Here is a 23928-nt window from a genome sequence, read left to right on the forward strand (position 1 = left end):
GGTAACGGGCGGCGGCGCTCTTGGCTCCTGGACCCCCGCGTTCGCGAGGGAACAGTAGGGGACGCCATAAAACGAAACGGGCGGGAAAGCCCTAGCTTTCCCGCCCGCCAGATCATCCTAAGACGAAGGGCTGAACCCTCAGTCCTTCTTCTGCGGCGTGATCTTGTCGTCGTCGTTGTCATCGTCGTTCGGCTCGACCGGGGTCTCTTCCTCGGCAGCAGCTTCGGCAGCCTGCGCTTCGGCGACTTCGGCCTCGAGGATCTCGTCCTCGACGGTCGGCACGGTCGGCGGCACGATCGTGGCGATCGCGAAGTCGCGGTCGTCGATCGCGGGCGTCGCGCCCTTGGGCAGCTTCACGTCGCTGATGTGGATCGAATCACCGATCTCCATCCCGCTAAGCGAAATCGTGATCTCGCTCGGGATGTCCGACGCGTCGACGACCAGCTCGATCTCGTGGCGCGTGATGTTGAGGACGCCCTTGCCCTTCTTGATGCCCGGCGCGTCGTCTTCGTCGATGAAGGCGACCGGAACCGCGACCGTCACCGTCGAGTGCGCGCCGATGCGCAGGAAGTCGACATGGATCGGGCGATCCGAAACCGGGTGGAACGAAACGTCCTTCGGCAGCGTGCGGATGCCGTTGACCATCACGACCGAATTCATGAAGTGGCCCGTCATCAGCGCCTTCATCAGCGCCTTTTCCTCGAGGTGAACCGACATCGGCTCCTTGTTCAGGCCGTAGATCACGGCAGGCACGCGGCCATCACGACGCAGCGCCCGGGAGGCTCCCTTGCCAACCCGGTCACGCGTCTCGGCTGCGAGCGTCAACTGGTCGCTCATCTGTATTCTCCGAAACTCGTTTGTTGTCCTTCCCGCCCACGCCTCCAGGGATGACCATGGACCGGAAGCGCGGGCGCATAGCGGAAAGCGGCGTTAGAATCAACTAAACCCCTCGCCCCTCCGGGGAGAGGGAGGGGCCCGCGTGCGCTTGCACGTGGGAGGGTGAGGGGTGGTGAGGCTCGGGACGTTTATCCCAACTCCCCCTCACCCTTCCGTCGCAAGTGCTCCTCCCTCCCTCTCCCCGAGGGGAGAGAGACTCGGCACCTCAATACTTCACCCGCTCAGCCTTGACCCCAAGCTTCGCCAGCTGCGCCTGCACGCTGTCGGCGCCCGCCAGATGCCCGGCCCCCACCGCCACGAACACAGTCCCCGGCGACTTCATCCGGTTCGCGACCCACTCCGCCCAGCGCGCATTGCGGTCGAACAGCAGCGCCTTCGCCACCTCGGGCGAGTCCTTCAGGTCGTCGTTCATCTCCCTGGCCAAAGCCTCGGGATCGCCCTTCGCCCAGTCGTCGACCATCGTCGCCATCGTCTTCTCCAGCGTCGGCAACTCGTCGATCGTGCTGCCGAGGAACTGGATCTGCGCGGTCTGCGACAGTCCGCCGAAATACCCCAGCTGCTGCTCCGCCGTCTCAAGCCCGATCACCGGCTTCCCCGCAGCCTTCGCCGCCGCGGTAATCACCTGCTCCGGCCCATTTGCCGAATCGTACCCCAGCTTCGACAAAGGCGCGATCGACAGGTTGGTCGCGGCCAGCCACGGCTTGAACCGATCGAACGCATTCGCCGGCAGCCCCAGATCCGTCACCGCCTTGGCATACGCCGCCCGCTTGTCCGCGGGCAGCTGCTCGGTCAGCGTCGGGCCGTCCTTCGACACGCCGGTCGCCATTACGAGGCTCTGCATCTTCGCGGGATCGGGCATCACCAGCTCCAGCACCACTTGGTTCGACCGATCGAACGCAGTCTTCACCGCCTCGTCGAACCACGTCATGCCGGGCTTCAACACATGGATCGTCCCGAACAGGTAGATCGTCGTGTCCTTGTCCTTCACCACCCAAAGTGCCGGATCGGCGTCATTGGCGGCCTGCACGGGCTTGGGCGCTACCTGCGCACAGGCGGGCAACGCGAACGCCATCGCCATGGCGGACAGCGCCGACCGGAACGAGACAATCTTCGAAAACAGCTTCAAGGCGATGGCATCCTCATCATGGGTTGCGCCCCATGTAGGGGCCCCGGCGCAAACGCACCACTTGCCTCCCGCACCCCCATCCGCCAAAGCCCGCGCGTGACCCAGCCCGTGATAAAGCCTCTTAGCTTCCAGCGCATGATCCTCACGCTCCACGATTACTGGAGCGAACACGGATGCCTGATCCTGCAGCCCTACGACATGGAAATGGGCGCGGGCACCTTCCACACCGCCACGACGCTCCGCGCGCTCGGGCCGAAACCGTGGAACGCCGCGTTCGTCCAGCCCTGCCGCCGCCCGACCGACGGCCGCTACGGCGAGAACCCCAACCGGCTCCAGCATTACTATCAGTATCAGGTCATCCTGAAACCGAGCCCCGCCAACCTCCAGGAACTCTACCTCGGCAGCCTCGCGGCGATCGGCATCGACATGCTGAAGCACGACATCCGCTTTGTCGAGGACGACTGGGAAAGCCCGACGCTCGGCGCCTGGGGTCTCGGCTGGGAGGTCTGGTGCGACGGCATGGAGGTGACTCAGTTCACCTATTTCCAGCAGATGGGCGGCTTCGACATGAAGCCCGTCGCCGGCGAACTCACCTACGGGTTGGAGCGCCTCGCGATGTACATCCAGGACAAGGACTCGGTCTACGATCTCGCCTTCAACGACGCCGGCGTGACCTACGGCGACGTGTTCCTGGAGAACGAGCAGGAGATGTCGAAGTGGAACTTCGAGATCGCCGACACGGACTCCCTGTTCGACCAGTTCCGCAAGCACGTCGCCGAATGCGAGAACAGCCTCTCCGCCAAGCTCCCGATCCCGGCCTACGAGCAGGCGATCAAAGCCAGCCACATCTTCAACCTCCTCCAGGCCCGCGGCGTAATCTCGGTAGCCGAACGCCAAGCCTATATGGGCCGCGTCCGAGACCTCGCCAAAGGCGCCTGCGCCGCCTGGATGGACAAGCACGGATGGGCGGCGTGATGGCTGTTCGTCGACAAGAAGGTTTTTGCGCGCAGAGGCGCAGAGGCGCGGAGCAGAAGGAAGGCCCGTCGGTATATCGACCGGCGATCCGGCTTCGGCATGGTGAAAGACGCCTGCGGCGTCACTTGGCCGCGCGCAGCGCAATCGCTCCAACCTTCTCTTCTACCCTTCTCCTCCGCGCCTCTGCGCCTCTGCGCGAAACCCCTTCTCCCTTCTTCGCGTGCGAACCCAAATGACCGACTTCCTCCTAGAACTCCGCTCCGAAGAAATCCCCGCCCGGATGCAGTCCAAGGCGCGAGACGATCTCGCCAAGCTGTTCACCGCCGAGCTCGCCAAGGCCGGCATCGTCACCAGCGACATCGTCACCTACGCGACCCCGCGCCGCCTGACGCTGATCGCGCGCGACCTGCCGCTCGAGACCGCCGCTGTCTCCGAGGAAACCAAGGGCCCCAAGACCTCCGCCCCCCCACAAGCGCTCGAAGGGTTCCTGCGGAAAACCGGCCTCACGCGCGAGCAACTGATAGACCGCAACGGCACGCTGTTCGCGGTCACCGAAAAGCCCGGCCGCGCCACCGCCGCCGTACTCGCAGACGCGATCCCCGCGATCGTCCGCGCGTTCCCGTGGCCGAAGTCGATGCGCTGGGGCGATGCGTCGGCCAGCACCGAATCGCTCCGGTGGGTCCGCCCGCTGCAGGGCATCGTCGCGCTGCTCGGCGAAGAGATCGTGCCGTTCGAGATCGCCGGCATCGCCAGCGGCGCCGCCACGCTCGGCCACCGCTTCCACCACCCGTACCAGATCACGATCGGCGGCGCGCACGACTATGTCGAGAAACTGCGCGCCTGCCACGTCATCGTCGACCACGACGAACGCGCCACGCTGATCCGCGACCACGCCCGCGAAGCCGCCGCGCAGGCCGGGCTCGAACTGATCGAGGACGAGGGACTCGTCGCGGAGAATGCCGGCCTCGCCGAATGGCCGATTCCCCTGCTAGGCCAATTCGACCCCGAATTTCTCGACGTCCCGCCCGAGGTGATCCAGCTCACCGCCCGCGTGAACCAGAAATATTTCGTCTGCCGCGGGGCCGACGGAAAGCTCGCCAACGCGTTCGTCTGTACCGCTAACATCGATGCGCACGACGGCGGCGCGAGCATCGTCGAGGGCAACCGCAAGGTCCTCGCCGCGCGCTTGTCGGATGCCAAGTTCTTCTACGACACCGACCTCAAGGTCCCGCTCGAAGAGCAGGCGGAGAAGCTGTCGAAGATCGTCTTCCACGAAAAGCTCGGCACCGTAGCCGACAAGGTCGACCGCGTCGCGAAGCTCGCCCGCTGGCTGGTAGAAGAGGGCATGGTCACTTCTGCTCCCTCTCCCCTGCGGGGAGAGGGCCGGGGTGAGGGGCTGCCAAGCAGCGCCACCCCCGGAACAGCCCCTCACCCCAACCCTCTCCCCGCAGGGGAGAGGGAGCAGTTGGCAGACCTAGCAGACCGCGCAGCCCGCCTCGCAAAGGCAGACCTCGTCACCGGCATGGTCGGCGAGTTCCCCGAGCTGCAAGGCCTGGTGGGAGGCTACTACGCCGCCGCGCAGGGCGAGCACCCGGCCGTCGCCACCGCCATCCGCGACCACTACAAACCGGTCGGTCAAGGCGATGATGTCCCCACCGACCCGGTAACGGTCGTGGTAAGCCTGGCGGACAAGCTGGATACCGCACTCAGCTTTCTTTCAATCGATCTAGGACCAACAGGATCGAAGGATCCTTTTGCGATCCGCCGTTCTGTGATCTCGATAATCCGCACTATTTTCGATAACAACGTTGAGCTACCGCTCAGTCGAGTAATCCTGCAGTGGATTATTATAACGCTTAAGCAAATTACTACAGATATGAATAATTCTGCCGCTAGCAACGATTTGCGCGGTCGCAGAAGCGATCAGTTCGCGAGTATATTCGGTATTTTGACTAGCGGATCATACGAAGACATTCGGTATGATGTGGCAAGTAGGTTACGCCCACTTATTGAAGGTGGCGAAGAGCCGCGCTTTAACACTTGGGTTGATCGCTTGGCTCGGCAAAAGGGAAGTAAGAACGACAATTTTGCTGATTTTAGACTTTCAGTAGTTTCGTTAATTTTGGAGCGCCTCAAAGTCCAGCAACGCGAAGCCGGCGTCCGTCACGACCTGATCGACGCGGTGTTCGCGCTCGGTGGCGAGGACGATCTCGTCCGCCTGCTCGCGCGCGTCCACGCGCTCCAGGCGTTCGTCACCACCGAGGACGGCGCAAACCTGCTCGCCGGCTATAAGCGCGCCGCCAATATCCTGAAGAAGGAGGCGCCTTCTGCTCCCTCTCCCCTGCGGGGAGAGGGTAGGGGTGAGGGGCTGCCAAGCAATGCAGCGCCCGGAACAGCCCCTCACCCCGACCCTCTCCCCGCAGGGGAGAGGGAGAAGATGCTGTCCTACACCCCCGAACCGGCAGAGACCGCGCTGATGACCGCGCTAGACTCCGCCGAACCCCGCGCCACCGCCGCGATCGCGCGCGAGGATTTCGCCGCGGCGATGGCCGCGCTCGCGTCGCTGCGCGCGCCGATCGACGCGTTTTTTGATAGCGTTATCGTCAACGACGCCGACCCCGCAAAGCGCTCGCACCGTCTCCAGCTACTTGAGCGAGTCCGTGCCGCAGTGCACAATGTCGCAGATTTTTCGAAGATCGAGGGCTGATTGAAGGGAAGTGCAGACCGCTCCCAGCGTCTGCACTTCCTGCACTTCACTTTTGCCCTACCAGTGAAAACAAGCACTTAGAGGACCGACCATGACCCAATATGTGTATCGCTTCGGCGGCGGTGTTTCGGATGGCGGCAAGGGCGACAAGAACCTGCTGGGCGGCAAGGGCGCGAACCTCGCCGAGATGGCGTCGATCGGCCTCCCGGTCCCGCCGGGCTTCACGATCTCGACCGATTTCTGCGCGGTCTATTACGACGAAGGCGGCCAGTTCCCGCAAAGCCTGCGCGACGAGGTCGCCACCGGCCTCGCCCACATCGAAGGCGTCACCGGCAAGACATTCGGCGACCCCGCCGACCCGCTGCTCGTCTCGGTCCGCTCCGGCGCCCGCGCGTCGATGCCGGGGATGATGGACACCGTCCTCAATCTCGGCCTCAACGACCAGACCGTCGAGGGCCTCGCCGCCAAGTCCGAGGACGCGCGCTTTGCCTGGGACAGCTATCGCCGCTTCATCCAGATGTACGCCGACGTCGTGCTCGAACTCGATCACGGCGCGTTCGAGGAAGCGCTGGAGATCGCCAAGGAAGACCAGGGCTTCACGCTCGACACCGAACTCTCGGCCGACGATCTCCGGAAACTCGTCGCGGAGTATAAGGGCCTCGTCGAGAAGCTCTGGGGCAAGCCCTTCCCGCAGGACGTCCACGACCAGCTCTGGGGCGCGGTCGGCGCGGTCTTCGGCTCGTGGCAGTCCGAGCGTGCGAAAGTCTATCGCCGCCTCAACGACATCCCCGGCGGCTGGGGCACCGCGGTCAACATCCAGGCGATGGTGTTCGGCAACATGGGCGACACCTCGGCGACCGGCGTCGCCTTCACGCGCGACCCGTCGAAGGGCGACCGCGCCTATTACGGCGAATTCCTGATCAACGCGCAGGGCGAGGACGTCGTCGCCGGCATCCGCACCCCGCAATACCTCACCAAGACCGCGCGCGAAGACGCCGGCGCCAAGCCCGCCTCGATGGAAGAGGCGATGCCCGAGGTCTACCACCAGCTCGCCGACGTGTTCGACACGCTCGAAAACCACTACCGCGACATGCAGGACATCGAGTTCACGGTCGAGAAGACCAAGCTCTGGATGCTCCAGACCCGCGCCGGCAAGCGTACCGCCAAGGCCGCGCTCAAGATCGCCGTCGACATGGCGAACGAAGGTCTCATCACCCGCGAGGAAGCGATCCTGCGCGTCGAGCCGATGGCGCTCGACCAGCTGCTCCACCCGACGCTCGATCCGAAAGCGCACCGCGACGTGCTGACCAAGGGCCTCCCCGCATCGCCGGGTGCAGCCTCGGGTGCAGTCGTGTTCGACGCCGATGCCGCCGAGAAGAAAGCGGCGGATGGCGTCGCCGTCATCCTCGTCCGCACCGAGACCTCGCCCGACGACATCCACGGCATGCACGCCGCCAAGGGCATCCTCACCGCACGCGGCGGGATGACGTCGCATGCTGCGGTGGTGGCACGCGGCATGGGCCGTCCCTGCGTTTCGGGCGCCGGCACGCTCTCCATCGACGCCAAGGCGAAGATCATGCGCTGCGGCGGCCGCGAGGTGAAGGAGGGCGACCTGCTCACCATCGACGGCACCACCGGCGAAGTGATGATCGGCGCGGTCGCGACCGTGCAGCCCGAGCTGTCGGGCGATTTCGCGACCTTGATGGTGTGGGCCGACGAGGTCCGCCGCCTGAAGGTTCGCGCCAATGCGGAGACGCCGGAAGATTGCCGAGTCGCGCGCGAGTTCGGCGCCGAGGGTGTCGGCCTGTGTCGCACCGAGCACATGTTCTTCGAGAGCAGCCGCATCACCAACGTCCGCCAGATGATCCTGGCGAGCGATGAAAAGGGACGCCGCGTCGCACTGGAGAAGCTGCTTCCCGAGCAGCGCAAGGACTTCACCGAGATCCTTGAGGTGATGGCGGGGCTCCCGGTGACGATCCGCCTGCTCGATCCGCCGCTCCACGAATTCCTCCCCCACGAGGAATCCGAATTCGCGGAAGTCGCGACCGCGGCTGGCGTCGACGTTGACACGCTAAAGCGCCGCGCGGCGGAACTGCACGAGTTCAACCCGATGCTCGGCCACCGCGGCTGCCGTCTCGGCGTGACCTATCCCGAAATCTACGAGATGCAGGCCCGCGCGATCTTCGAGGCGGCAGTCGACGTCGCGGAGAAGTCCGGCGCAGCCCCGATCCCCGAAGTCATGATCCCGTTGGTGGCGACCCGCCGCGAGCTGGAACTGATGAAGGCCGTCGTCGACAAGGCTGCGCAGGCCGTGTTCGCCGAAAAGGGCCGAACGATCGAGTATCTCGTCGGCACAATGATCGAACTCCCGCGCGCCGCATTGCGTGCGGGCGAAATCGCGGAAGTCGGCGAGTTCTTCTCGTTCGGCACCAACGACCTGACGCAGACCACGCTAGGCGTCAGCCGAGACGACGCCTCGCGCTTCCTCGGCGCGTATGTCGAGCAGGGCATCTACGCGAAGGACCCGTTCGTCAGCATCGACGTGGAGGGAGTAGGCGAACTGATCGAGATCGCCGCGGAACGTGGGCGGAAAACCCGCGCGGGTATCAAGCTAGGGATCTGCGGCGAACACGGCGGCGACCCGGCGAGCATCGCGTTCTGCGAGAAGGTTGGGTTGGATTACGTGTCCGCCAGCCCGTACCGAGTCCCGATTGCCCGCCTAGCAGCGGCCCAAGCGGCACTGTCGAAGAAGTAAGCGCCACCCAAAATAGCACCACTCTATTTAGGGCTACCACCCCGGCGAAGGCCGGGGCCCAATTGGAACGTCCAAAGTAACGAAGGACCACCCTCAGTTACTCAGCACCCCCAATTGGGCCCCGGCCTCCGCCGGGGTGGAAGAACAAAAGAATGTTTCCCCGCGAAGGCGGGGACCCAGACTGGACTCCCGCCTTCGCGGGAGAACAAGGGGGCGGGGGCCGACCTAAATCAACCCCAACCCTTACCGACGCTGATCGAAATCGAACCACCCACGCTTGGTCCCATCGGCATTATACGCCGGCCGAGCATAACCCGGCCGCGACGAAGACAGCGCCCCGGACCGCGACGTATCCACAACCGGCGCCCGCTCAACGACCGCCGGAGCAACCCGCGCCGCCTCGACCTCCTTCACCAACCGGGCATTCTCCCGCTCGGCCTCGACCGCTCGCTTCTCCGCTGCCGCCGCGCGAACATCGCCATCCTTCTTCACCGAAGCATGCGCGTCCCGCTCCGCCAGATAGCGCGCCTTCCACTTCTTCCCCCCCGGATGGCTCGCCAATCCGAACAGCCAGCCGGCAACGAAAACCAGCGCAAGCGCCGCGAACTGCGTAGGTGTGGAAAACAACAGCATCGTAAAACCCTCCTGTTACGGGAGCCCAACGATCCTCCGCGCCGCCGGTTGCTTCAGGTTTTCATAAGCGCATCGGAGATCGAACATGCCGCCGGCCCCAGGATGACGACGAACAACACCGGCAGGATGAACAGGATCAGCGGGATCGTCATGATCGCCGGCAACCGCGCCGCCTTCTCCTCCGCCCGCATCATCCGCTCGTTGCGGAATTCGCCCGACAGCACGCGCAGCGCCGACGCCAGCGGCGTGCCGTATTTCTCGGTCTGGATCATCGTCGTGACGACTCCCTTCACCGCATCCAGCTTCACCCGCTGTGCCAGATTCTCGAACGCCATCCGCCGATCCGTCAGGAACCCGAGTTCGATCGCGGTCAGCGTGAACTCTTCGCCCAGCTCCGGATATGCCCGCCCCAGTTCGCGCGCGACCCGGTGGAATGCGGCATCGACGGTCAACCCCGCCTCGGCGCAGATCACCAGCAGATCGAGCGCATCCGGCAACCCCTTGCGGATCGCGTCCGAGCGCTTCTTGATCTTGTTGTCGAGATACAGGTCGGGCGCCTTGTAGCTCATGATGAAAGTCATCGCGACGAGCCCGTATTTCTTCAGCGGCCCCCAGGTCGCGAAACCGTCGGTCCCGTACACCCAGTACAGCATCGCGCCGCCCAGCACGATCGGCAGCACGAGGCGCCCGAAGATCACCGCCGGCGCCCATTCCTTCGATCGGATGCCGGCCTGCATCAGCTTCAGCTGGACCGCCTTGACCTGGCTGTCCTGCAGCATCTTCATCGACGACAGCATGCCGCGCATCTTGTCGGCGGTGTCGTTGCGCTGGACCAGTTTCGCACGCCGCTTGGTGGAGGCGGTGATGCCCGCCTTAAGCTGCTCGCGGCGATCGTTCAGCGCCTTGACGCGCTTCGTCATCGGATCGCGGACGGTGGTCACCGCATAGATCGCGATCATGACCGCGAACGCCGCGACGCCCGACAGGATCGTCGCGACCAGCAGGACGTCGATCCCGAGAATAGTAGGTCCGGCGGTTCCGCCCATCATCCTGGCCCTTAAATCTCGAAGCTGATCATCTTGGACATGATGAAGGCGCCGATCGCCATCCACACCATGCCGCCCATGCCGATCGCCATCAGCCGCTGGTCGATGAAGAAATTCTGCATATATCGGCCGTTGATGAACCAGATCATCGCGAACACGATGAACGGCAGCGCGCCGATGATGTAGGCCGACGCCTTCGATTCCGACGACATCGCCTTGATCTTCAGCTTCATCTGACTGCGCATGCGCAGGACGTGCGACAAATTGGCGAGCGTTTCCGCCAGATTGCCACCGGTTTCACGCTGGATCGCGATCGTGATCACGAAGAACTGGAATTCGGGCGTGCCGAGCCGGTCGGCAGTCTCCTGCAGCGCGGCGTCCATCGTCCGGCCGATCTTCATCTTGTCGCTGATCGCCCGGAATTCCTCGCCGACCGGCCCCTCGACCTCCTGACCAACCACGCCGATCGTCTCACTGATCGGCAGGCCGGAGCGCAAGCCCCGGACCAGCAGGTCGATCGCATCGGGAAACTTCGCGGTGAACTTGCCGATCCGTCGCGCGATGGTCTTCCCGACGACGAAATGAGGCAGGCCGACGCCAACGAACAGCCCGAACATCAGCGCCAGCAGGATCGGCAACCCCTTGATCAGCATGAGCATCGCGACGACCAGCGCGATCCCCGCCGTCACCATGCCGTATTGCCCGACGGTCCAATCCTTGCCGGTCATCGCGAGGCGCTTTGCCAACTGCTCCGGGTTCGGCAGGATGCGACCGAAGGCGAGATCCATCTTGGTGTCGCGGTTGGTCGAGATCCGCCGCATCTGCGCTTCGGCGACGACGAGTGCGTCGCCGTGCCGCTCGCGCAACGAGGATATCCGGCGCGACTGCGCGCGGCCCGCGGACGGTCCTGCGAACGCGAACAGCACCATGCCCAGCACCACGAAGGCACCGATCATCACCAGCAGGAGCGGCATCATGTCCATTATTTGACGGGTGCCGGCTTGGCCGCGCGCTTCGGGATAAGGCCCTTCAGATTGCTGAACTTGCCGATCAGCGACTTGCCCTTCGCCCCTTTTCTACCGGCGATATCGACGTCGGCCGATGCCGCGGCGATGTCGGAGGCCAGCGCGAGGATCGGCGCGATGGTCTTCGACGTCTTGCCGACCTCGACGATCGGCTTACCGAGCTTGGCGGCTTGCGCCGCCAGCTTCTGGTCGAACGGCACGATATAGTCGATCTTGCGTTCGATCGACCCTTCGAAGTCCTTGCGGTTGATCTCGAGCTGGCCGCCCGCGTGCATCCGGTTGGCCACCACGTACACCGTGGTCTGCTGCGTGTTCGATTTCAGCCACGACAGGATTCGGATCGTGTCGCGCGCCGCCGCCAGCGTCAGATCGGTGACGAGCACGATCAGCTTCACGTCGCTGATCAGATGCGGATGTTGGATCAATATTCCGCGCGGGAGGTCTACAACGGTGCACTCGAACGCCGCGCGCATTTCCTCCTGCAGCTGGAAGAAGGCAGAGCCGTCGGTGATCAGCGGTGCATTGATCGGCGCCTCCGCCGACAGGACGGACAGCTTCTCCGATGCCTTCACCATCGCGCGTTCGATGAACAGCCCGTCGATTCGGCTCGGATTCTCGATCGCGTCGGTCAGCCCGCGGCCTGGTTCGAGATCGAGCCCGAGTGCGCCGGTCCCGAAATGGACGTCGAGATCAAGCAACGCGGTTGCGCGCCCTTCATGGTCCGCCAGCAACCAAGCGATCGATGTCGCGATCGTCGATGCGCCGACCCCGCCGCGCGTTCCGATCACCGCGACCGCACAATGGGGACGATCGAGCGAGACCTCGATGTGCTTGGGTGCATTCAGGATCGTCTGCGCGTGCGAGAACGCCTCGCGCAGCATGTCGGGCTGCAACGGCTTCAGCAGATAATCCTGGATCCCGCTGGCGACCAGATCGCGGTACAGGCGAACATCGTTCACCTGACCCGCCGCGATCACCACCGTGCCCGGCTCGCAGACTTCAGCGAGCGCGTTGATGTCGTTGAGGGGGTCGCCCGATTCGGCGAGATCGACGAACAGGATCTGCGGCGAGGCCGATACCGACAGCGACTGGATCGCGTTGCGCAGGCCACCCTTGTGGATCTTGTCGACCGACCAGCCAAGTTCGGTGGCGATCGGGCGCAGTGCATCTGCGGTGATATCGTCGCAGACATAAGCGGTGAACGGCTCGCGGTGCGCGATGCCACCCGGTTTCCAGGGCGCGTTCATTACTTTCCTCCCGCGCTGGCGGTGCTGAGGCCACCGGCACCGGACGGTGCCTTTTTGCGGTAGGTGTCGATTGCCTTGTACGACACCGCCGCATCGGTGGTTTCTGCGCCCGGCGCGCCGCGGACCAGATCGGCCGGATTGGCGATCATCGCCGCGAGGTTGCTGTTGATCGCGCAGCCATAGTTGGACGAGGTGTTCGACTCGACCTCGTTGGTCGCGTCGCGCGACCAGTCGGGGCAATGCGGCACCCCGGCGCGCATCCTGCTGACGACCACGCGGATCGCGCCGGGGGTGAGCGGGGCGGGGGTCACCGGGGCATCGTCGCTGAGCAACAGTCCGTATTGCGCGACCACCGCGGCGACGTCGCCGCGTGCGCCGGGCGCCTCGCCGGCGGGATCGTCGATCGCGACGCGGTCGCCGTAGCCCAGCCGCATCGTCGTCATCCAGCCCGCCAGCCGCTGCTGTTCGCCACTCGCCAAGCCGCCACCGGACACGGCGAGATCGAGCGCGTAGTCGGAGCGGCTCACAACCGGCTGATGCACCGATTCGAGGCCGCGGTTCTCGGTCCCCATACATCCGCCGAGGAGCAGCGCGGGGACGAGCGACGCTAGGATCGATTTCTTGATCATCGGAAATCCTTGGGGCGTGAAGCGCAGAGGCATGGCTGCGGCCAGATCAATTCGAGAAGCCGGGGGCGGGGACGGCGGCCGTGCCGGGCTTGGTGCGCTTGCCCCCCCTGCCTGTACCGCTGCCGGTACCATTGCCGCTGCCGGAAGTGACCGGCGCCGGCACCCTGACGTCATCTTCGTTGCGACGGATATCCCCCTGCGGCACCGGCATGACAGGCGCGGCGGCGCCGACCGACGGCTGGACATAGCCGGGACGCGCTACGGTCGGCACCGGACGCTTGCCGCCGCCGCTCGCACTCAACGTGCCGAGCAGCACCCGGTCGATATCGGTCGGCGCGCGCGCGCCGTCGGTCGGCAGGGCGATGTCGCTCGCATTGTTGACCGGCTTCACCAGGTACGGCGTGATCACGATGACGAGTTCGGTCTCGTTGCGCTGGAACGCGTTCGAGCGAAAGAGCGCGCCGATGATCGGCAGGTTCGCCAATCCGGGCGTCTTGTCGTACGAATTATTGTGGCTGTTCGACAGCAGGCCGCTGATCATCATGCTCTGGCCGGAGCCCAGTTCGACGGTCGTCTCGGTCCGCCTGGTGGTCAGGCCGGGCACGCGCGTGCCGTTGAGCGTCACGGCGTTCGAGTAATCGAGTTGCGATACTTCGGGGCGGACGCGCAGCGAGATGCGGCCATCCGAGAGAACCGTCGGCGTATAGGCGAGGCTCACGCCATATTGTTTGTAGTCGACCGAGACGGTGCCGAGCGCCTGCGCGATCGGGATCGGCACTTCGCCGCCGGCGAGAAACGTCCCCGTCTCGCCCGACAGCGCGGTGAGGTTCGGATTGGCGAGCGTCGTGACCTGCCCGGTGGTTTCGCCGAGATCGATCGCGGCGAGCAGGTCGGTGCCGAGCAGTCGGCCCGCGATGCCGAGCGTCGAGCGCTGCGATCCCACCGCATAGGTCGAGGTCTTCACGCCGGTGGTCGGATTATACGTGATCGTTCCCGGCGTTCCGGAGGTGCTGCCGAACAGGAAGCCCGATCCGCTCCGGTCCTGCGTCAGCAGATTGACACCGATATTCTTGACGAAACTGCGACTGACCTCGGCGATCCGCACCTGCAGGTTCACCTGCAACGGCGTCGCGGTCTTCAGCCGCGAGAGCACTTTGGTCGAATCGCCGACGAACGCCTGGACCAAGCGCTCGGCTTCGGCCGCGTCCTCCGGCGCGGCGACCGTGCCGGTCAACAGGATCAGGCCGTTCATCGGCGTCGCGACTACCTGCGCCTCCGGCATCGCCAGCCCAAGCATCTGCTGGACCGAGTCGAGGTTGTTGCCGACCCGAATCGTCGCCGAATAGACGACCGCGCCACCCTTGGCGGTGGCCGAGATCGTCGTCTCGCCGGTCTTCTTGCCGAACACGTACAACTGCGTCGGCGAACGGACCTGAACGTCGGCGATCGCGTCGTCGGCGACGAACAGGTCGCTCATCGGCCGCGCGAGCGTCACCAGCCGGCCGCGGCCGGTGTTGACCTGCACGACCGGCGATCCGGCGGGGGCGACGGCACCGCGCGCGCGCTGCGCCAGCGCGGGCACCGAAGGCGCTGCCGTCACCGCAACCAGGACGACCGCGAGCGGCCATGCCAGCGCGGCTTTCCGGCGCGCCGTGCCGATGGGGCGAGTCGATGGAGTACGCATCTTAATTCTTCCCCCCGACCGGAACGACGGTCATTGCGTTGCCGCGCGCCACCCGCACGACCGGTCCTTGCACGACCGCCGCACTGGTCGTGGATGCACCGACCGGAACTGGCATGCCCCCCTGGCCGCCCATCCCGCCGCCACTTTCGGCCGGCTTGCCGGGCACCGTACTGCGCTGATACCGCGAAACGTCCGCACCGGTCTGGTAGCTCGACGCGCCGGCCGAAGGCTGGCTCGCAAGCCGCACCATCATCGCCTTTTCGGCCTTCGGATCGGTACCGTTGGGCACCCTTACCGCGCCCGACGCGATCGCTTCTTCGAGTTCGGCCGAATTGTCCGCGATCGAGCGCAGCGATAGCGACAGCGTGCCGAGCGTCTGCGCGACCGCGACCTGCTCGGCCATCTTCGGCGTCGCTTCGATCGTCACGTTGGAGAATGTCTGGACCTTGGTCTTGCCGTCTTCGCCGACCAGATTGTCGGTCCGCTGGTCGGTGGCGAGCACGCGGATGTTGCGCATGATCGTCTCCGACACCTTGAGCGGCTGCCCATCGCCGCCGCCGGCGACCGTCTGCGTCAGGACGAGATCGATCCGATCGCCCGGAAAGACGAAGCCCGCAACCGCGGCCTGCGCCGACACGGGGACGGAGACCGCGCGCATGCCCGGACCGAGCGCCGCGGCGAGAAACCCGCGATCGCCCGGCTTCACCAGCGCGCCCTGCGTCACCGGCTGCCCGGCGGTGATGATGCTGCGCACCACCGTGCCCTGCAACGACTGGAGGTTGGTCTTGTCGCGAAGATAATAGGCGTTGTCGACCAGCTCCTTGGGCCAGGGCTGGAACTTCAGCGCGGTGGCGTCCAGAATCGTGCCGACCGGCAGCGAGCGCGTCGCGACGAGCACCTCGGGCCCATCGACGACCGGCGCGGCCATCGTCGTGGCGCCGGCTTGCGGCGCCGAGCTTCCCGCCACGAGCGTTCTGGCAAAGAAGGCTGTGACGGCCGCGACAATAAGCGCGCCTACCAGCAAAAGTATCTTGCGGCTGTCCATGACTACATCGTGCCTTTCAGGCGCCCGGTACTTGTTCCGAGGTTAATAATCACTGAAACTGGTTAAGGAGTGGTTCGCGGAGTGCCAGAAGCCCAGCGAATGCTATCGCCACGCCGTACGGAACCTCGATCTGGCCCGTATTCTTCTTGATTGTCCGCTCGATCATCATGACGATCGTGACGATTCCGCCGGCGATCGACATGACCATCAGCATCGACAGGAACGCCGGGAACGGCAGCCACAGCGCCAGCGCGACGATCAGCTTGACGTCGCCGCCGCCCATCATCCCGAAGTGGAACGCGACCAGGAATACCGCGAACACCGCCAACGCGACGCCGAGCTGGAGCGCCATGTCGGGCCACATGTCGAGCCCGTTCGCATACCACCATATCGGTGCGAGCAGCGCGACCGCAGCGTTCTTCCAGTTGCCGATTTCCCGCGTTCGCGCGTCCTCGATCCCGACCGAGACCAGCAGCCCCCCGAGCACGAAAATCAAAATTGGCAGAGCAATGTTGGACCCCATCGGCTAAGTCCTAACCGAGATGACTTTCGAAAAAGTAACCGTCCTCGGTAATTTCCCGCCCAAATCCGATACCTTCGCCGGATCGGACGATGGTTCGGCGGGGCGGCGGGCGATTCCCGATGGCGCCCACATCGGCCATTGGACCGCGCCCGACGGGTGGAAGCTGCGGCGGTTCGATTGGCCTGCGGCGGCGCCGCGTGGCTACATCCTGTTCCAGACCGGCCGGGGCGACATCTTCGAGAAGTACCTCGAGACGTTCGCGCACCTCCGGGCACAGGGCTGGTCGGTGACCGCATTTGACTGGCGCGGGCAGGGCGGTTCGGGGCGACTGTCGGCCGATCCGCATGTCGGCCACGCAAGCGATTACGGCGTGTACGACCGCGATCTCGCGGCGTTCTGGGCGGACTGGATCGCGGAGGATGGCGCGGAGGATGGCGCGGAGGATGACAAGGCGTCGCCACGGCCGCGCGTCGTGCTCGGCCACTCGATGGGCGGCATGATGGTCATGCGCGCGCTGGCCGCCCGTTCGATCGAGCCGAGCGCGGCGATCCTCGTGGCGCCGATGATCGGTTTGAAATCGCCGTTCGGGGCGGGCTTTGCCGGTCGGGTCGCCCGGTGGATGGCCAGCCACGGCGATCCGGCGCGTGCGGCCTGGCGGACCAACGAGCGGCCTGGCTCGGTCGCCTCCCGCCAGCAACTGCTGACCCACGACGTCGCGCGCTACGAGGACGAGCGCTGGTGGCAGCAAAATTCGCCCGACCTCGTGCTTGGGCCGCCGAGCTGGGCGTGGCTGGCGCAGGGCTTTGCGGGCGCGGCTGCGCTGGCGACCGATCCCCGCGTCGAATCGATCGAGATCCCGGTGCTGCTGCTGGTCGCCGACGCCGACAAGCTGGTCGACCCGCGCGCCGCGCTGCGGCTGGCGGCCCGATTGCGCGATGCGCAGGTCGTCCGGTTCGGTCCGGAGTCGGCGCACGAGATCCTTCGCGAGGCCGATCCGGTGCGCGACCGGGCGCTGTCGGCGATCGTTTCGTTTCTGGCGGATTCGTCTCTGGCCGATTCGTCTCTGGCGGCGTGTGTGCCGCCGCGCTGATGGTGGCCGTCTACGACATCGCGATCGTCGGTGCGGGAATGGCCGGCGCGAGCCTCGCCGCTGCGGTCGCGCCGCACGCCCGCATTCTCGTCCTCGAAGCCGAGGACATGCCGGGCTACCACGCCACCGGGCGTTCCGCCGCCTTCTGGTCCGAAACGTACGGCGGTCCCGCGATCCAGCCGCTGACGACCGCATCCGGCGCCTTCCTCCGCGACGGTGGCTATCTCGCGCCGCTCGGATCGCTGCACATCGGTCGGGCCGAGGATGCGGCGGCCGCCGATGCGTTCCTCGCCGCGTTTGCCGATAGCGATGTCGCGCTCGACCGGGTCGATCCGGCGGGGCTGGTGCCCGGGCTCCGCCGCGACTGGACGATCGGCGTGATCGAGGCGAGCTGCGCCTATATCGACGTCGCCGCGCTCCACGCCGAGTACATCGCCGCCGCACGTCGCTCCGGGGCAACGTTCGTCACCGGCGCGGCGTTGACTGCCGCGACCCGTGCCGGAGGTCGCTGGACAATCGCTACGCGCGCCGGGCAGTACGAGGCGACCGTGCTCGTCAACGCCGCCGGCGCGTGGGCCGACAGCGTCGCGATCTGCGCCGGCGTTCGCCCGCTCGGACTGCAAGCGTATCGCCGGACGATGGCGCAGCTCCGCACCGACCCGGGCGCACCCGACGGCCTGCCGCATGTCGCCGACATCGCCGGCCGCTTCTATTTCAAGCCCGAGCCCGGCGGTCGCGTCTGGCTGTCTCCCCATGACGAGATCCCGAGCGCCGCCTGCGACGCGGCCGCCGAAGAGATCGACGTCGCGCTGGCGATCGACCGGTTCGAACAGGTCGTCGACTGGCACGTTGCGGCGGTCGAGCGGCGCTGGGCGGGGCTGCGGACCTTCGCCCCCGATCGCTTGCCGATCTACGGGCTCGACCCGAATACGCCTGCCTTCTTCTGGTTCGCGGGGCAGGGCGGTTTCGGGATCCAGACGGCGCCCGCCGCCGCGGCGCTGGCGTCCGGCCTGTTGCTTGGGAACAGTCCCAGCACGGCGGTAGAGACGATCGATCCGGCGCGCTATTCACCGCATCGATTGTCCGCTAGCCTGACCTAGGTTTCGATGAGGAGGACGTGACATGGCGCACAAGTTCGTGATCGAGCAGAACAAGGCCGGCGAGTACGTCGCCAAGTTCAAGTACAACAGCGAAGTGATGTTCTGGACCGAAGGCTATTCGAGCAAGGCCGGTGCCAGGAACGCAATCGAATCGATCATCAAGAACGGCCCCGCCGCACCCGTCGAAGAAACCTGAGCCGGCGCGGCCATCCGATTCGGGCCCGTTTCGTTCACCTGACACGGGCTTCGTTCCGGGTAAGTTCGCGCGACTTTATGGTCGCCGATGTGAATATATCGGCATTTTCGCACACCAGAATGGCGCGAACGACCAAGAATCCATTGGGAAAAATCCGGATCGCGCGCTGAAAAACTCGACAGAATCGGGTTAGTCATGAAAAATAGAGCAATGTTAAATACGCAGCATGGTTAACGAGACATAAATCCGGGGCTGGCAGTGGAGCCAGCTTTTCGGTGTGTATGTCACATGGTTGATTTTTTCGTTGGCAGCGCGATTTCGACGATCAACGCCAAGGGTGAACTTCCGCTACCCGATCACTTCTGCGTTGCGATCCAATCGCGGGCGATCCGCGACGATCTGTTCGTCGGTCTACACGCAGATCATCCCTGCATGGTCGTCTCGGACCGCGAGAGTGTCGCGGTGCATCATCACGAACCCCAGGACATCGCGCTCGGCGGCTGGGAACGCGAGGCGCGCGAGACGCTGTTGCGACGACGCCTCGGGTTCGTCGCGCCGGCGCAGATGGACGGCAAGGGGCGTATCCGGATCGCGCCATGGATGCGGTCGCGGCGCGGCATCCGCCAGCGCGCGCTGCTGATCGGCATGGGGCGTCATTTCGAGGTCTGGAATCTCGATCTGGTGCTCGAACAGGGGCCGAGCGACCTGATCGTGCTCGCCGCGCTGCACCTCGATACATCGCTCACCAAGGAGGATCATCATGAACCTGCTCTGCCACGTCTCGGGACACGTCGCCGCCCCGCTCGTGCTGGAAAATCAGGGCTTTCTGTTCAGCCGCTGCCTGCGGTGCCGGCACGACCTGATACGCTCCGCCCGCCCGTCAACCGACCCGTCGAGCGACCCGGCAAGCGTATCGTCGCCGGCCGATAGCTGGACCGGCGTCCCCGACGGGCTGCGCGTGGCGTGGCGATCGACCGACGTCTCGGCATTCGATCAGCCGTCGTGGACCCAGCGCTCGTGGCAGCAGATCCGCGATCAAGGGCGCGAGGCGCTGGTTGCGGTGACCGATGCGACCCACGTCGCGGCTGCGGTGGTCGGCTGGCATGGTGCGGATGCTGCCCGACGGATCAAGGCCGCCTCGCTGGCGACGTATCGATCGGGACGCCGCGTACTACGTCTGCCCCGCCCGACGCGGCCGTCCTATGCCGGGATCGTCATCATCAACCTGACGCTGAAGCGCGATGAGGCGTCTTGGCGCGACGATCTGCCGCGGCAGGATACGCAGTTCGGCGACGTCGTCGGCGCGTGACGCGGGGCCCGGCCAGACACCGGGGTCAGGACCGCCCGGCGGCCACCGCGGCGTCGCTCGCCAGCTTGTCGGCGCGTTCGTTCTCGGGGTGACCGGCATGGCCCTTGACCCATTGCCATTCGATCTTGTGCCGCTCGACCGCAGCCAGCAACGCGTGCCAGAGTTCGGCGTTCTTGACCGGCTTCTTGTCGGCGGTCTTCCAGCCGTTGCGCTGCCAGCCCTTCACCCATTTGGTGAGGCCGTCCATGACGTACTTGCTGTCGGTATACAGCGTCACTGCGCACGGCCGTGTCAGCGCGTTGAGCGCCTGGATCGCGGCGGTCATCTCCATGCGGTTGTTGGTCGTCGGCGCCTCGCCGCCCGACAGCTCCTTCTCGTGCGCGCCCATCCGGATCACTGCGCCCCAGCCGCCGGGGCCGGGATTGCCCTTGCACGCGCCGTCGGTGAAGATCTCGACCTTCGTCATGGTCGGGGCGGCGATGTCGTCGGTCATGCGAACAGGTCGTCCTTGCGATACGCGTCCAGCCGCCGCCAATAGGCGAGCGGGTCCTTGCGGGTCACCAGCGCATCCGCCGGCGTGTTGAGCCAATCCCACGCCCGCGTCAGCAGGAAGCGCAGGCACGCGCCGCGCGCTAGGATCGGCAGCGCGGCCCGTTCCGCCGCCGAGAGCGGGAAGCGACTGGCATAGCCCGCGATCAAGGCCGCGCCAACCGCGGCATCATACTGCTCGCCTGTGCCGTCGAACGCCCACGCCGTGTGCATCACCGCAAGGTCGTAGGCACGGATGTCGGTGCATGCGAAATAGAAGTCGATCACGCCTGTCACGCGGTCGCCGAGCATCAGCACGTTGTCGGGAAACAGGTCCGAATGGATCGCCGCGACCGGCAGGTCGGTCGGCCATTCCGCCAGCACCGATGTCAACGCCGCCTCGGTCCGATCGAACAACCCCGGCGCGATCGAATCGATATCGCGCCCGCAGCGTTCGAGGAACGGCCGCCACGTGTCCGCACCAAGCGGATTGAGCCGGGTCTGCGTGAAGCTCGCTAGGCTGTCGTGCATCTGCCCCATCGCCGCACCCGCCGCATAGGCTTGCTCGGGGGTCGGGTGCGAGACCGACACACCGGTCAGGAATTCGATCAGGCACGCCGAGCGGCCGGCGAGCTGCTGGATCGCGACGCCATTTCGGTCGGGCAGCGCACGGGGCACCGGATTGCCGTCGTCGGCGAGATGATCGAGCATCGCGAGAAAGAACGGCAGGTCGTCGGTCGACGTGCGCTCCTCGTACAGCGTCAGGATGAAGCGGTCGGCGGTGGTGTCGACGAGGTAGTTGCTGTTCTGCACCCCTTCGGCGATGCCTTTGGCGGAGAGCAGGTCGCCGTGATCGAACCGCGCCAGAAACGCGCCCAGCGCTTCCGCCGAAACCTGCGTATACACCGCCATGCTACGCGGCGGCCTCCAGGCCACGCGGCAGTTTGAACGCGATCGTCTCGCGGTTCGTCTCGACCTCGCGCTCCGACACGGTGAAGCGCTCGGACAGCCGGTCGACCAGTTCGCGGACCAGCAATTCGGGTGCCGAGGCCCCCGCGGTGATCCCCAGCGTACCGACGCCCGCCAGGAACTCCCAGTCGAGTTCGCTCGCCCGCTGGATCAGCATCGCCGGCGTCCCCTCGCGCTCGGCGACCTCGACCAGCCGCACCGAGTTGGACGAATTGGGCGCACCGATCACCAGCATCGCATCGCAGCTGTGGGCGATCGCCTTGACCGCGGTCTGGCGGTTCGACGTTGCGTAGCAGATGTCCTCGCCGCGTGGCGGCAGCATCTGCGGGAAGCGTCGCTGCAACGTCGCGACCACGGCGGCGGTATCGTCGACCGACAGCGTCGTCTGCGTCAGGAAGGCGAGGTTCGCCGGATCGGCGGGCGCGAACGCCTCGGCGTCCTCGACCGTCTCGATCAGCGACATCGCGCCCTCGGGCACCTGCCCGAACGTGCCGATGACCTCGGGATGCCCGGCATGGCCGATGAACACGATGTGCCGACCCGCGCCGACCAGCCGTTCGGCCTGGCGGTGGACCTTCGACACCAGCGGGCAGGTCGCATCGAGATACTCCAGCCCGCGATTCTGGGCGTCGAGCGGTACCGATTTCGGCACGCCGTGCGCGGAGAACACGACCGGGGCGCCGTCGGGCACCTCGTCGAGTTCCTCGACGAACACCGCACCCTGCGCCTTCAGCGTGTCGACGACGAACTTGTTGTGGACGATCTCGTGGCGGACATAAACCGGGGCGCCATGCTTCTCGATCGCCAGTTCGACGATCCGGATGGCGCGGTCCACGCCGGCGCAAAAGCCTCGGGGTGCTGCGATCAACAGTTCGAGCGGCGGCTTGTCGATTGGGCTCATGATGCGCCTGCCTCTACGCGATTGCTTGCCTGGACGATAGCCGGTTCCTATGGTGCGCGGCGACAGGGGCCGCTTGCGACATGCGGTGGCCCTTTCGCTCGTTCGAGAAGGTAAGCGTCGCCGTGAAAGCCCCCATCCTCGCCGTTTCGGCAGTTGCGATCCTCTTGGGCGGGTGCGCCGGCAAGGGCGAAGTCGACGCGACCGGCGGTATTTCCGCGGTCCGTTCGGTCTGCCCGGCCGTGGCGATCCCCGCCGCGACCGGCGATATCACGCTGTTCGATCCGGCCACCAGCCGTGATCAGTCGGCGATCGACGTCGTCGCGCTGATGACCAACGTCCGCTCGACCTGCGCCGACGCCACCGACCAGGTCGCGACCAGCATCACCTTCGACATCCGCGCCCGCCGCACCCGTACCGAGGGCGCGCGCGACGTGACGTTGCCGTATTTCATCACCGTCGTGCGCGGCGGCACTGCCGTGATCGCAAAGCGCATCGGTCGCGTCACGTTGCATTTCGATGCGGGCCAGGCGCTCGCCTCGACATCGGCGACCGCCTCGTCGACGATCGCGCGCGCCGCCGCGACGCTGCCGGATGACGTGCGGGAGAAGCTGACGCGCAAGCGCAAGGCCGGCGATCAGGACGCCGCGGTCGATCCGTTGAGCACGCCCGAAGTGCGGCAGGCGGTGCTCCGTGCCAGCTTCGAGGCGCTGGTCGGCTTCCAGCTCACCGACGACCAGCTGAAGTATAACGCGACCCGCTGAATCGTCGGATCGGAGTAGAAGACGGGGTCCGGTCGCTTAGGCAACCGGACCCCGTTTCGTTTACTTGTCGCTGCGGACCAGTTCGGTCTCGGCGAGATGCTCCGCCAGGAACCAGACCTGCGGTTCGTGCGTGCGGACGATATTGCTCACGAGCAGATCGTTGGTGCCGTCGTCGCCCGATTCATCGGCGATCTCGGCGCCCTCGTGCGCCTGACGCAGGATGATCTCGTGCGCTTCGAGCAGACGCGCGAGCTGCGTCGGCACGTCCTCGCGGCCCTTGGGCGGGCGGGGGATCGTCGTCATTTCGGCGACGTCGTGCGCCATTGCGATGCTGATGCCGCCCAGTGCCATGATCCGCTCGGCGATCATGTCGACCAGTGCCGCCTGCTCCTCGTAATGCTTGTCGAGCAACAGATGCAGTTGATAGAAGGTCGCACCCGACATCTGCCAGTGATGCTTCTTGTACATGTCGCGGATCGTCATCGTGTCGGCAAGAACCTGATTCAGGATCGCCACGCTCTGCGCACGTGCATTGTCTTCGAGCGCGATCGGCAGGCGCTTGAGCGTGCCGTAGGGCTGGATTTCGCGATACTCGACCTTGTACTGCGGCTGCGCTTCGACCGACGTATCGACCTTCGGCATTTTTGCGGGTTTCTTCGCCATCGGGAATTCCTGTCTGCAAGCATAGGAGAACCACCCTAACGCATGACTGCGCGGATCGATAGCGAACGAAAACATCGTTGAGCGTGATCGAATTATCCGTTGGTGGCGTGCGCCGATGC

General features: G+C 65.6%; 23 protein-coding genes. 9 read left to right on the plus strand and 14 right to left on the minus strand.

The window, feature by feature from the left end; translation table 11 throughout:
• Positions 1-138 precede the first annotated feature (138 nt).
• Positions 139-837 (minus strand): 50S ribosomal protein L25/general stress protein Ctc, encoded by a 699-nt coding sequence (locus ACLBWL_RS15680; RefSeq protein ID WP_447794618.1) that lies wholly within the window; start codon positions 835-837, stop codon positions 139-141.
• Between the two features lie 265 nt (positions 838-1102).
• Positions 1103-1969, minus strand: a complete 867-nt coding sequence (locus ACLBWL_RS15685; RefSeq protein WP_447795034.1) for a TraB/GumN family protein — start codon at positions 1967-1969, stop codon at positions 1103-1105.
• Between the two features lie 189 nt (positions 1970-2158).
• Here ACLBWL_RS15685 and ACLBWL_RS15690 point away from each other — a divergent pair, with 189 nt between their 5' ends.
• The 3 genes from ACLBWL_RS15690 to ppdK all read left to right on the plus strand — a co-directional run bounded on the left by ACLBWL_RS15690 (position 2159) and on the right by ppdK (position 8460).
• Positions 2159-2998 (plus strand): glycine--tRNA ligase subunit alpha, encoded by an 840-nt coding sequence (locus tag ACLBWL_RS15690; RefSeq protein ID WP_056047263.1) that lies wholly within the window; start codon positions 2159-2161, stop codon positions 2996-2998.
• A 232-nt stretch (positions 2999-3230) separates the two neighbouring features.
• The gene (gene glyS / locus ACLBWL_RS15695) at positions 3231-5705 is read left to right on the plus strand and encodes a glycine--tRNA ligase subunit beta (protein WP_447794620.1); all 2475 of its coding nucleotides are present in this window, start codon (positions 3231-3233) and stop codon (positions 5703-5705) included.
• A gap of 91 nt (positions 5706-5796) precedes the next feature.
• A complete protein-coding gene (gene ppdK, locus ACLBWL_RS15700) occupies positions 5797-8460 on the plus strand; it encodes a pyruvate, phosphate dikinase (protein ID WP_447794622.1) in 2664 nt (887 codons plus the stop codon).
• Positions 8461-8703: 243 nt separating this feature from the next.
• On the opposite strand, the gene ACLBWL_RS15705 is transcribed toward ppdK, so the two are convergent.
• Genes ACLBWL_RS15705 through ACLBWL_RS15740 form a run of 8 tightly spaced genes read right to left on the minus strand, consistent with a single transcriptional unit; the run spans position 8704 to position 16292 of the window.
• Positions 8704-9093 carry a hypothetical protein gene (locus ACLBWL_RS15705; RefSeq protein ID WP_447794624.1) on the minus strand — a complete coding sequence of 130 codons (390 nt, stop codon included), beginning with the start codon at positions 9091-9093 and terminating at the stop codon, positions 8704-8706.
• Positions 9094-9146: 53 nt separating this feature from the next.
• The gene (locus ACLBWL_RS15710; protein ID WP_447795036.1) at positions 9147-10139 is read right to left on the minus strand and encodes a type II secretion system F family protein; all 993 of its coding nucleotides are present in this window, start codon (positions 10137-10139) and stop codon (positions 9147-9149) included.
• Between the two features lie 11 nt (positions 10140-10150).
• Positions 10151-11122 carry a type II secretion system F family protein gene (locus ACLBWL_RS15715; RefSeq protein ID WP_447794625.1) on the minus strand — a complete coding sequence of 324 codons (972 nt, stop codon included), beginning with the start codon at positions 11120-11122 and terminating at the stop codon, positions 10151-10153.
• Positions 11122-12411, minus strand: a complete 1290-nt coding sequence (locus tag ACLBWL_RS15720; protein WP_447794627.1) for an AAA family ATPase — start codon at positions 12409-12411, stop codon at positions 11122-11124. The genes ACLBWL_RS15715 and ACLBWL_RS15720 overlap by 1 nt, the downstream gene beginning before the upstream one ends.
• Positions 12411-13040 (minus strand): CpaD family pilus assembly protein, encoded by a 630-nt coding sequence (locus ACLBWL_RS15725; protein ID WP_447794629.1) that lies wholly within the window; start codon positions 13038-13040, stop codon positions 12411-12413. Before ACLBWL_RS15725 ends, ACLBWL_RS15720 begins: the two co-directional genes overlap by 1 nt.
• Positions 13041-13086: 46 nt before the next feature.
• Positions 13087-14724: a type II and III secretion system protein family protein gene (locus tag ACLBWL_RS15730; protein ID WP_447794631.1), complete on the minus strand. Its 1638-nt coding sequence runs from the start codon at positions 14722-14724 to the stop codon at positions 13087-13089.
• A 1-nt stretch (position 14725) separates the two neighbouring features.
• A complete protein-coding gene (gene cpaB, locus ACLBWL_RS15735) occupies positions 14726-15769 on the minus strand; it encodes a Flp pilus assembly protein CpaB (RefSeq protein WP_447794632.1) in 1044 nt (347 codons plus the stop codon).
• Positions 15770-15818: 49 nt separating this feature from the next.
• A complete protein-coding gene (locus tag ACLBWL_RS15740; protein WP_447794633.1) occupies positions 15819-16292 on the minus strand; it encodes an A24 family peptidase in 474 nt (157 codons plus the stop codon).
• Between the two features lie 19 nt (positions 16293-16311).
• Here ACLBWL_RS15740 and ACLBWL_RS15745 point away from each other — a divergent pair, with 19 nt between their 5' ends.
• The 5 genes from ACLBWL_RS15745 to ACLBWL_RS15765 all read left to right on the plus strand — a co-directional run bounded on the left by ACLBWL_RS15745 (position 16312) and on the right by ACLBWL_RS15765 (position 19987).
• Entirely contained in the window at positions 16312-17382 is a 1071-nt protein-coding gene (locus tag ACLBWL_RS15745; protein ID WP_447794635.1) for an alpha/beta fold hydrolase, read from the plus strand.
• A complete protein-coding gene (locus tag ACLBWL_RS15750) occupies positions 17382-18482 on the plus strand; it encodes an NAD(P)/FAD-dependent oxidoreductase (RefSeq protein WP_447794637.1) in 1101 nt (366 codons plus the stop codon). The genes ACLBWL_RS15745 and ACLBWL_RS15750 overlap by 1 nt, the downstream gene beginning before the upstream one ends.
• Before the next feature lie 22 nt (positions 18483-18504).
• Entirely contained in the window at positions 18505-18678 is a 174-nt protein-coding gene (locus ACLBWL_RS15755; protein ID WP_447794639.1) for a YegP family protein, read from the plus strand.
• A 288-nt stretch (positions 18679-18966) separates the two neighbouring features.
• Entirely contained in the window at positions 18967-19608 is a 642-nt protein-coding gene (locus ACLBWL_RS15760; protein WP_447794640.1) for a hypothetical protein, read from the plus strand.
• Positions 19609-19636: 28 nt separating this feature from the next.
• A complete protein-coding gene (locus ACLBWL_RS15765) occupies positions 19637-19987 on the plus strand; it encodes a hypothetical protein (RefSeq protein ID WP_447794642.1) in 351 nt (116 codons plus the stop codon).
• Between the two features lie 25 nt (positions 19988-20012).
• Here the strand turns inward: ACLBWL_RS15765 and rnhA are convergent, their stop codons facing one another.
• Genes rnhA through ispH form a run of 3 tightly spaced genes read right to left on the minus strand, consistent with a single transcriptional unit; the run spans position 20013 to position 22385 of the window.
• Complete coding sequence (gene rnhA / locus ACLBWL_RS15770; RefSeq protein WP_447794644.1) at positions 20013-20480, minus strand: ribonuclease HI; 468 nt, start codon at positions 20478-20480, stop codon at positions 20013-20015.
• Positions 20477-21427 carry a homoserine kinase gene (gene thrB / locus ACLBWL_RS15775; RefSeq protein WP_447794646.1) on the minus strand — a complete coding sequence of 317 codons (951 nt, stop codon included), beginning with the start codon at positions 21425-21427 and terminating at the stop codon, positions 20477-20479. Before thrB ends, rnhA begins: the two co-directional genes overlap by 4 nt.
• Position 21428: 1 nt before the next feature.
• Positions 21429-22385: a 4-hydroxy-3-methylbut-2-enyl diphosphate reductase gene (ispH, locus tag ACLBWL_RS15780; RefSeq protein ID WP_447794648.1), complete on the minus strand. Its 957-nt coding sequence runs from the start codon at positions 22383-22385 to the stop codon at positions 21429-21431.
• Between the two features lie 80 nt (positions 22386-22465).
• On the opposite strand from ispH, the gene ACLBWL_RS15785 reads away from it, so the two are divergent.
• The gene (locus ACLBWL_RS15785; RefSeq protein WP_447794650.1) at positions 22466-23146 is read left to right on the plus strand and encodes a hypothetical protein; all 681 of its coding nucleotides are present in this window, start codon (positions 22466-22468) and stop codon (positions 23144-23146) included.
• Between the two features lie 60 nt (positions 23147-23206).
• Here the strand turns inward: ACLBWL_RS15785 and ACLBWL_RS15790 are convergent, their stop codons facing one another.
• On the minus strand, positions 23207-23809 hold the full coding sequence (locus tag ACLBWL_RS15790; protein ID WP_447794651.1) for a Dps family protein: 603 nt from the start codon (positions 23807-23809) through the stop codon (positions 23207-23209).
• Positions 23810-23928 lie beyond the last annotated feature (119 nt).

Source organism: Sphingomonas sp. M1A8_2b, assembly GCF_053345535.1.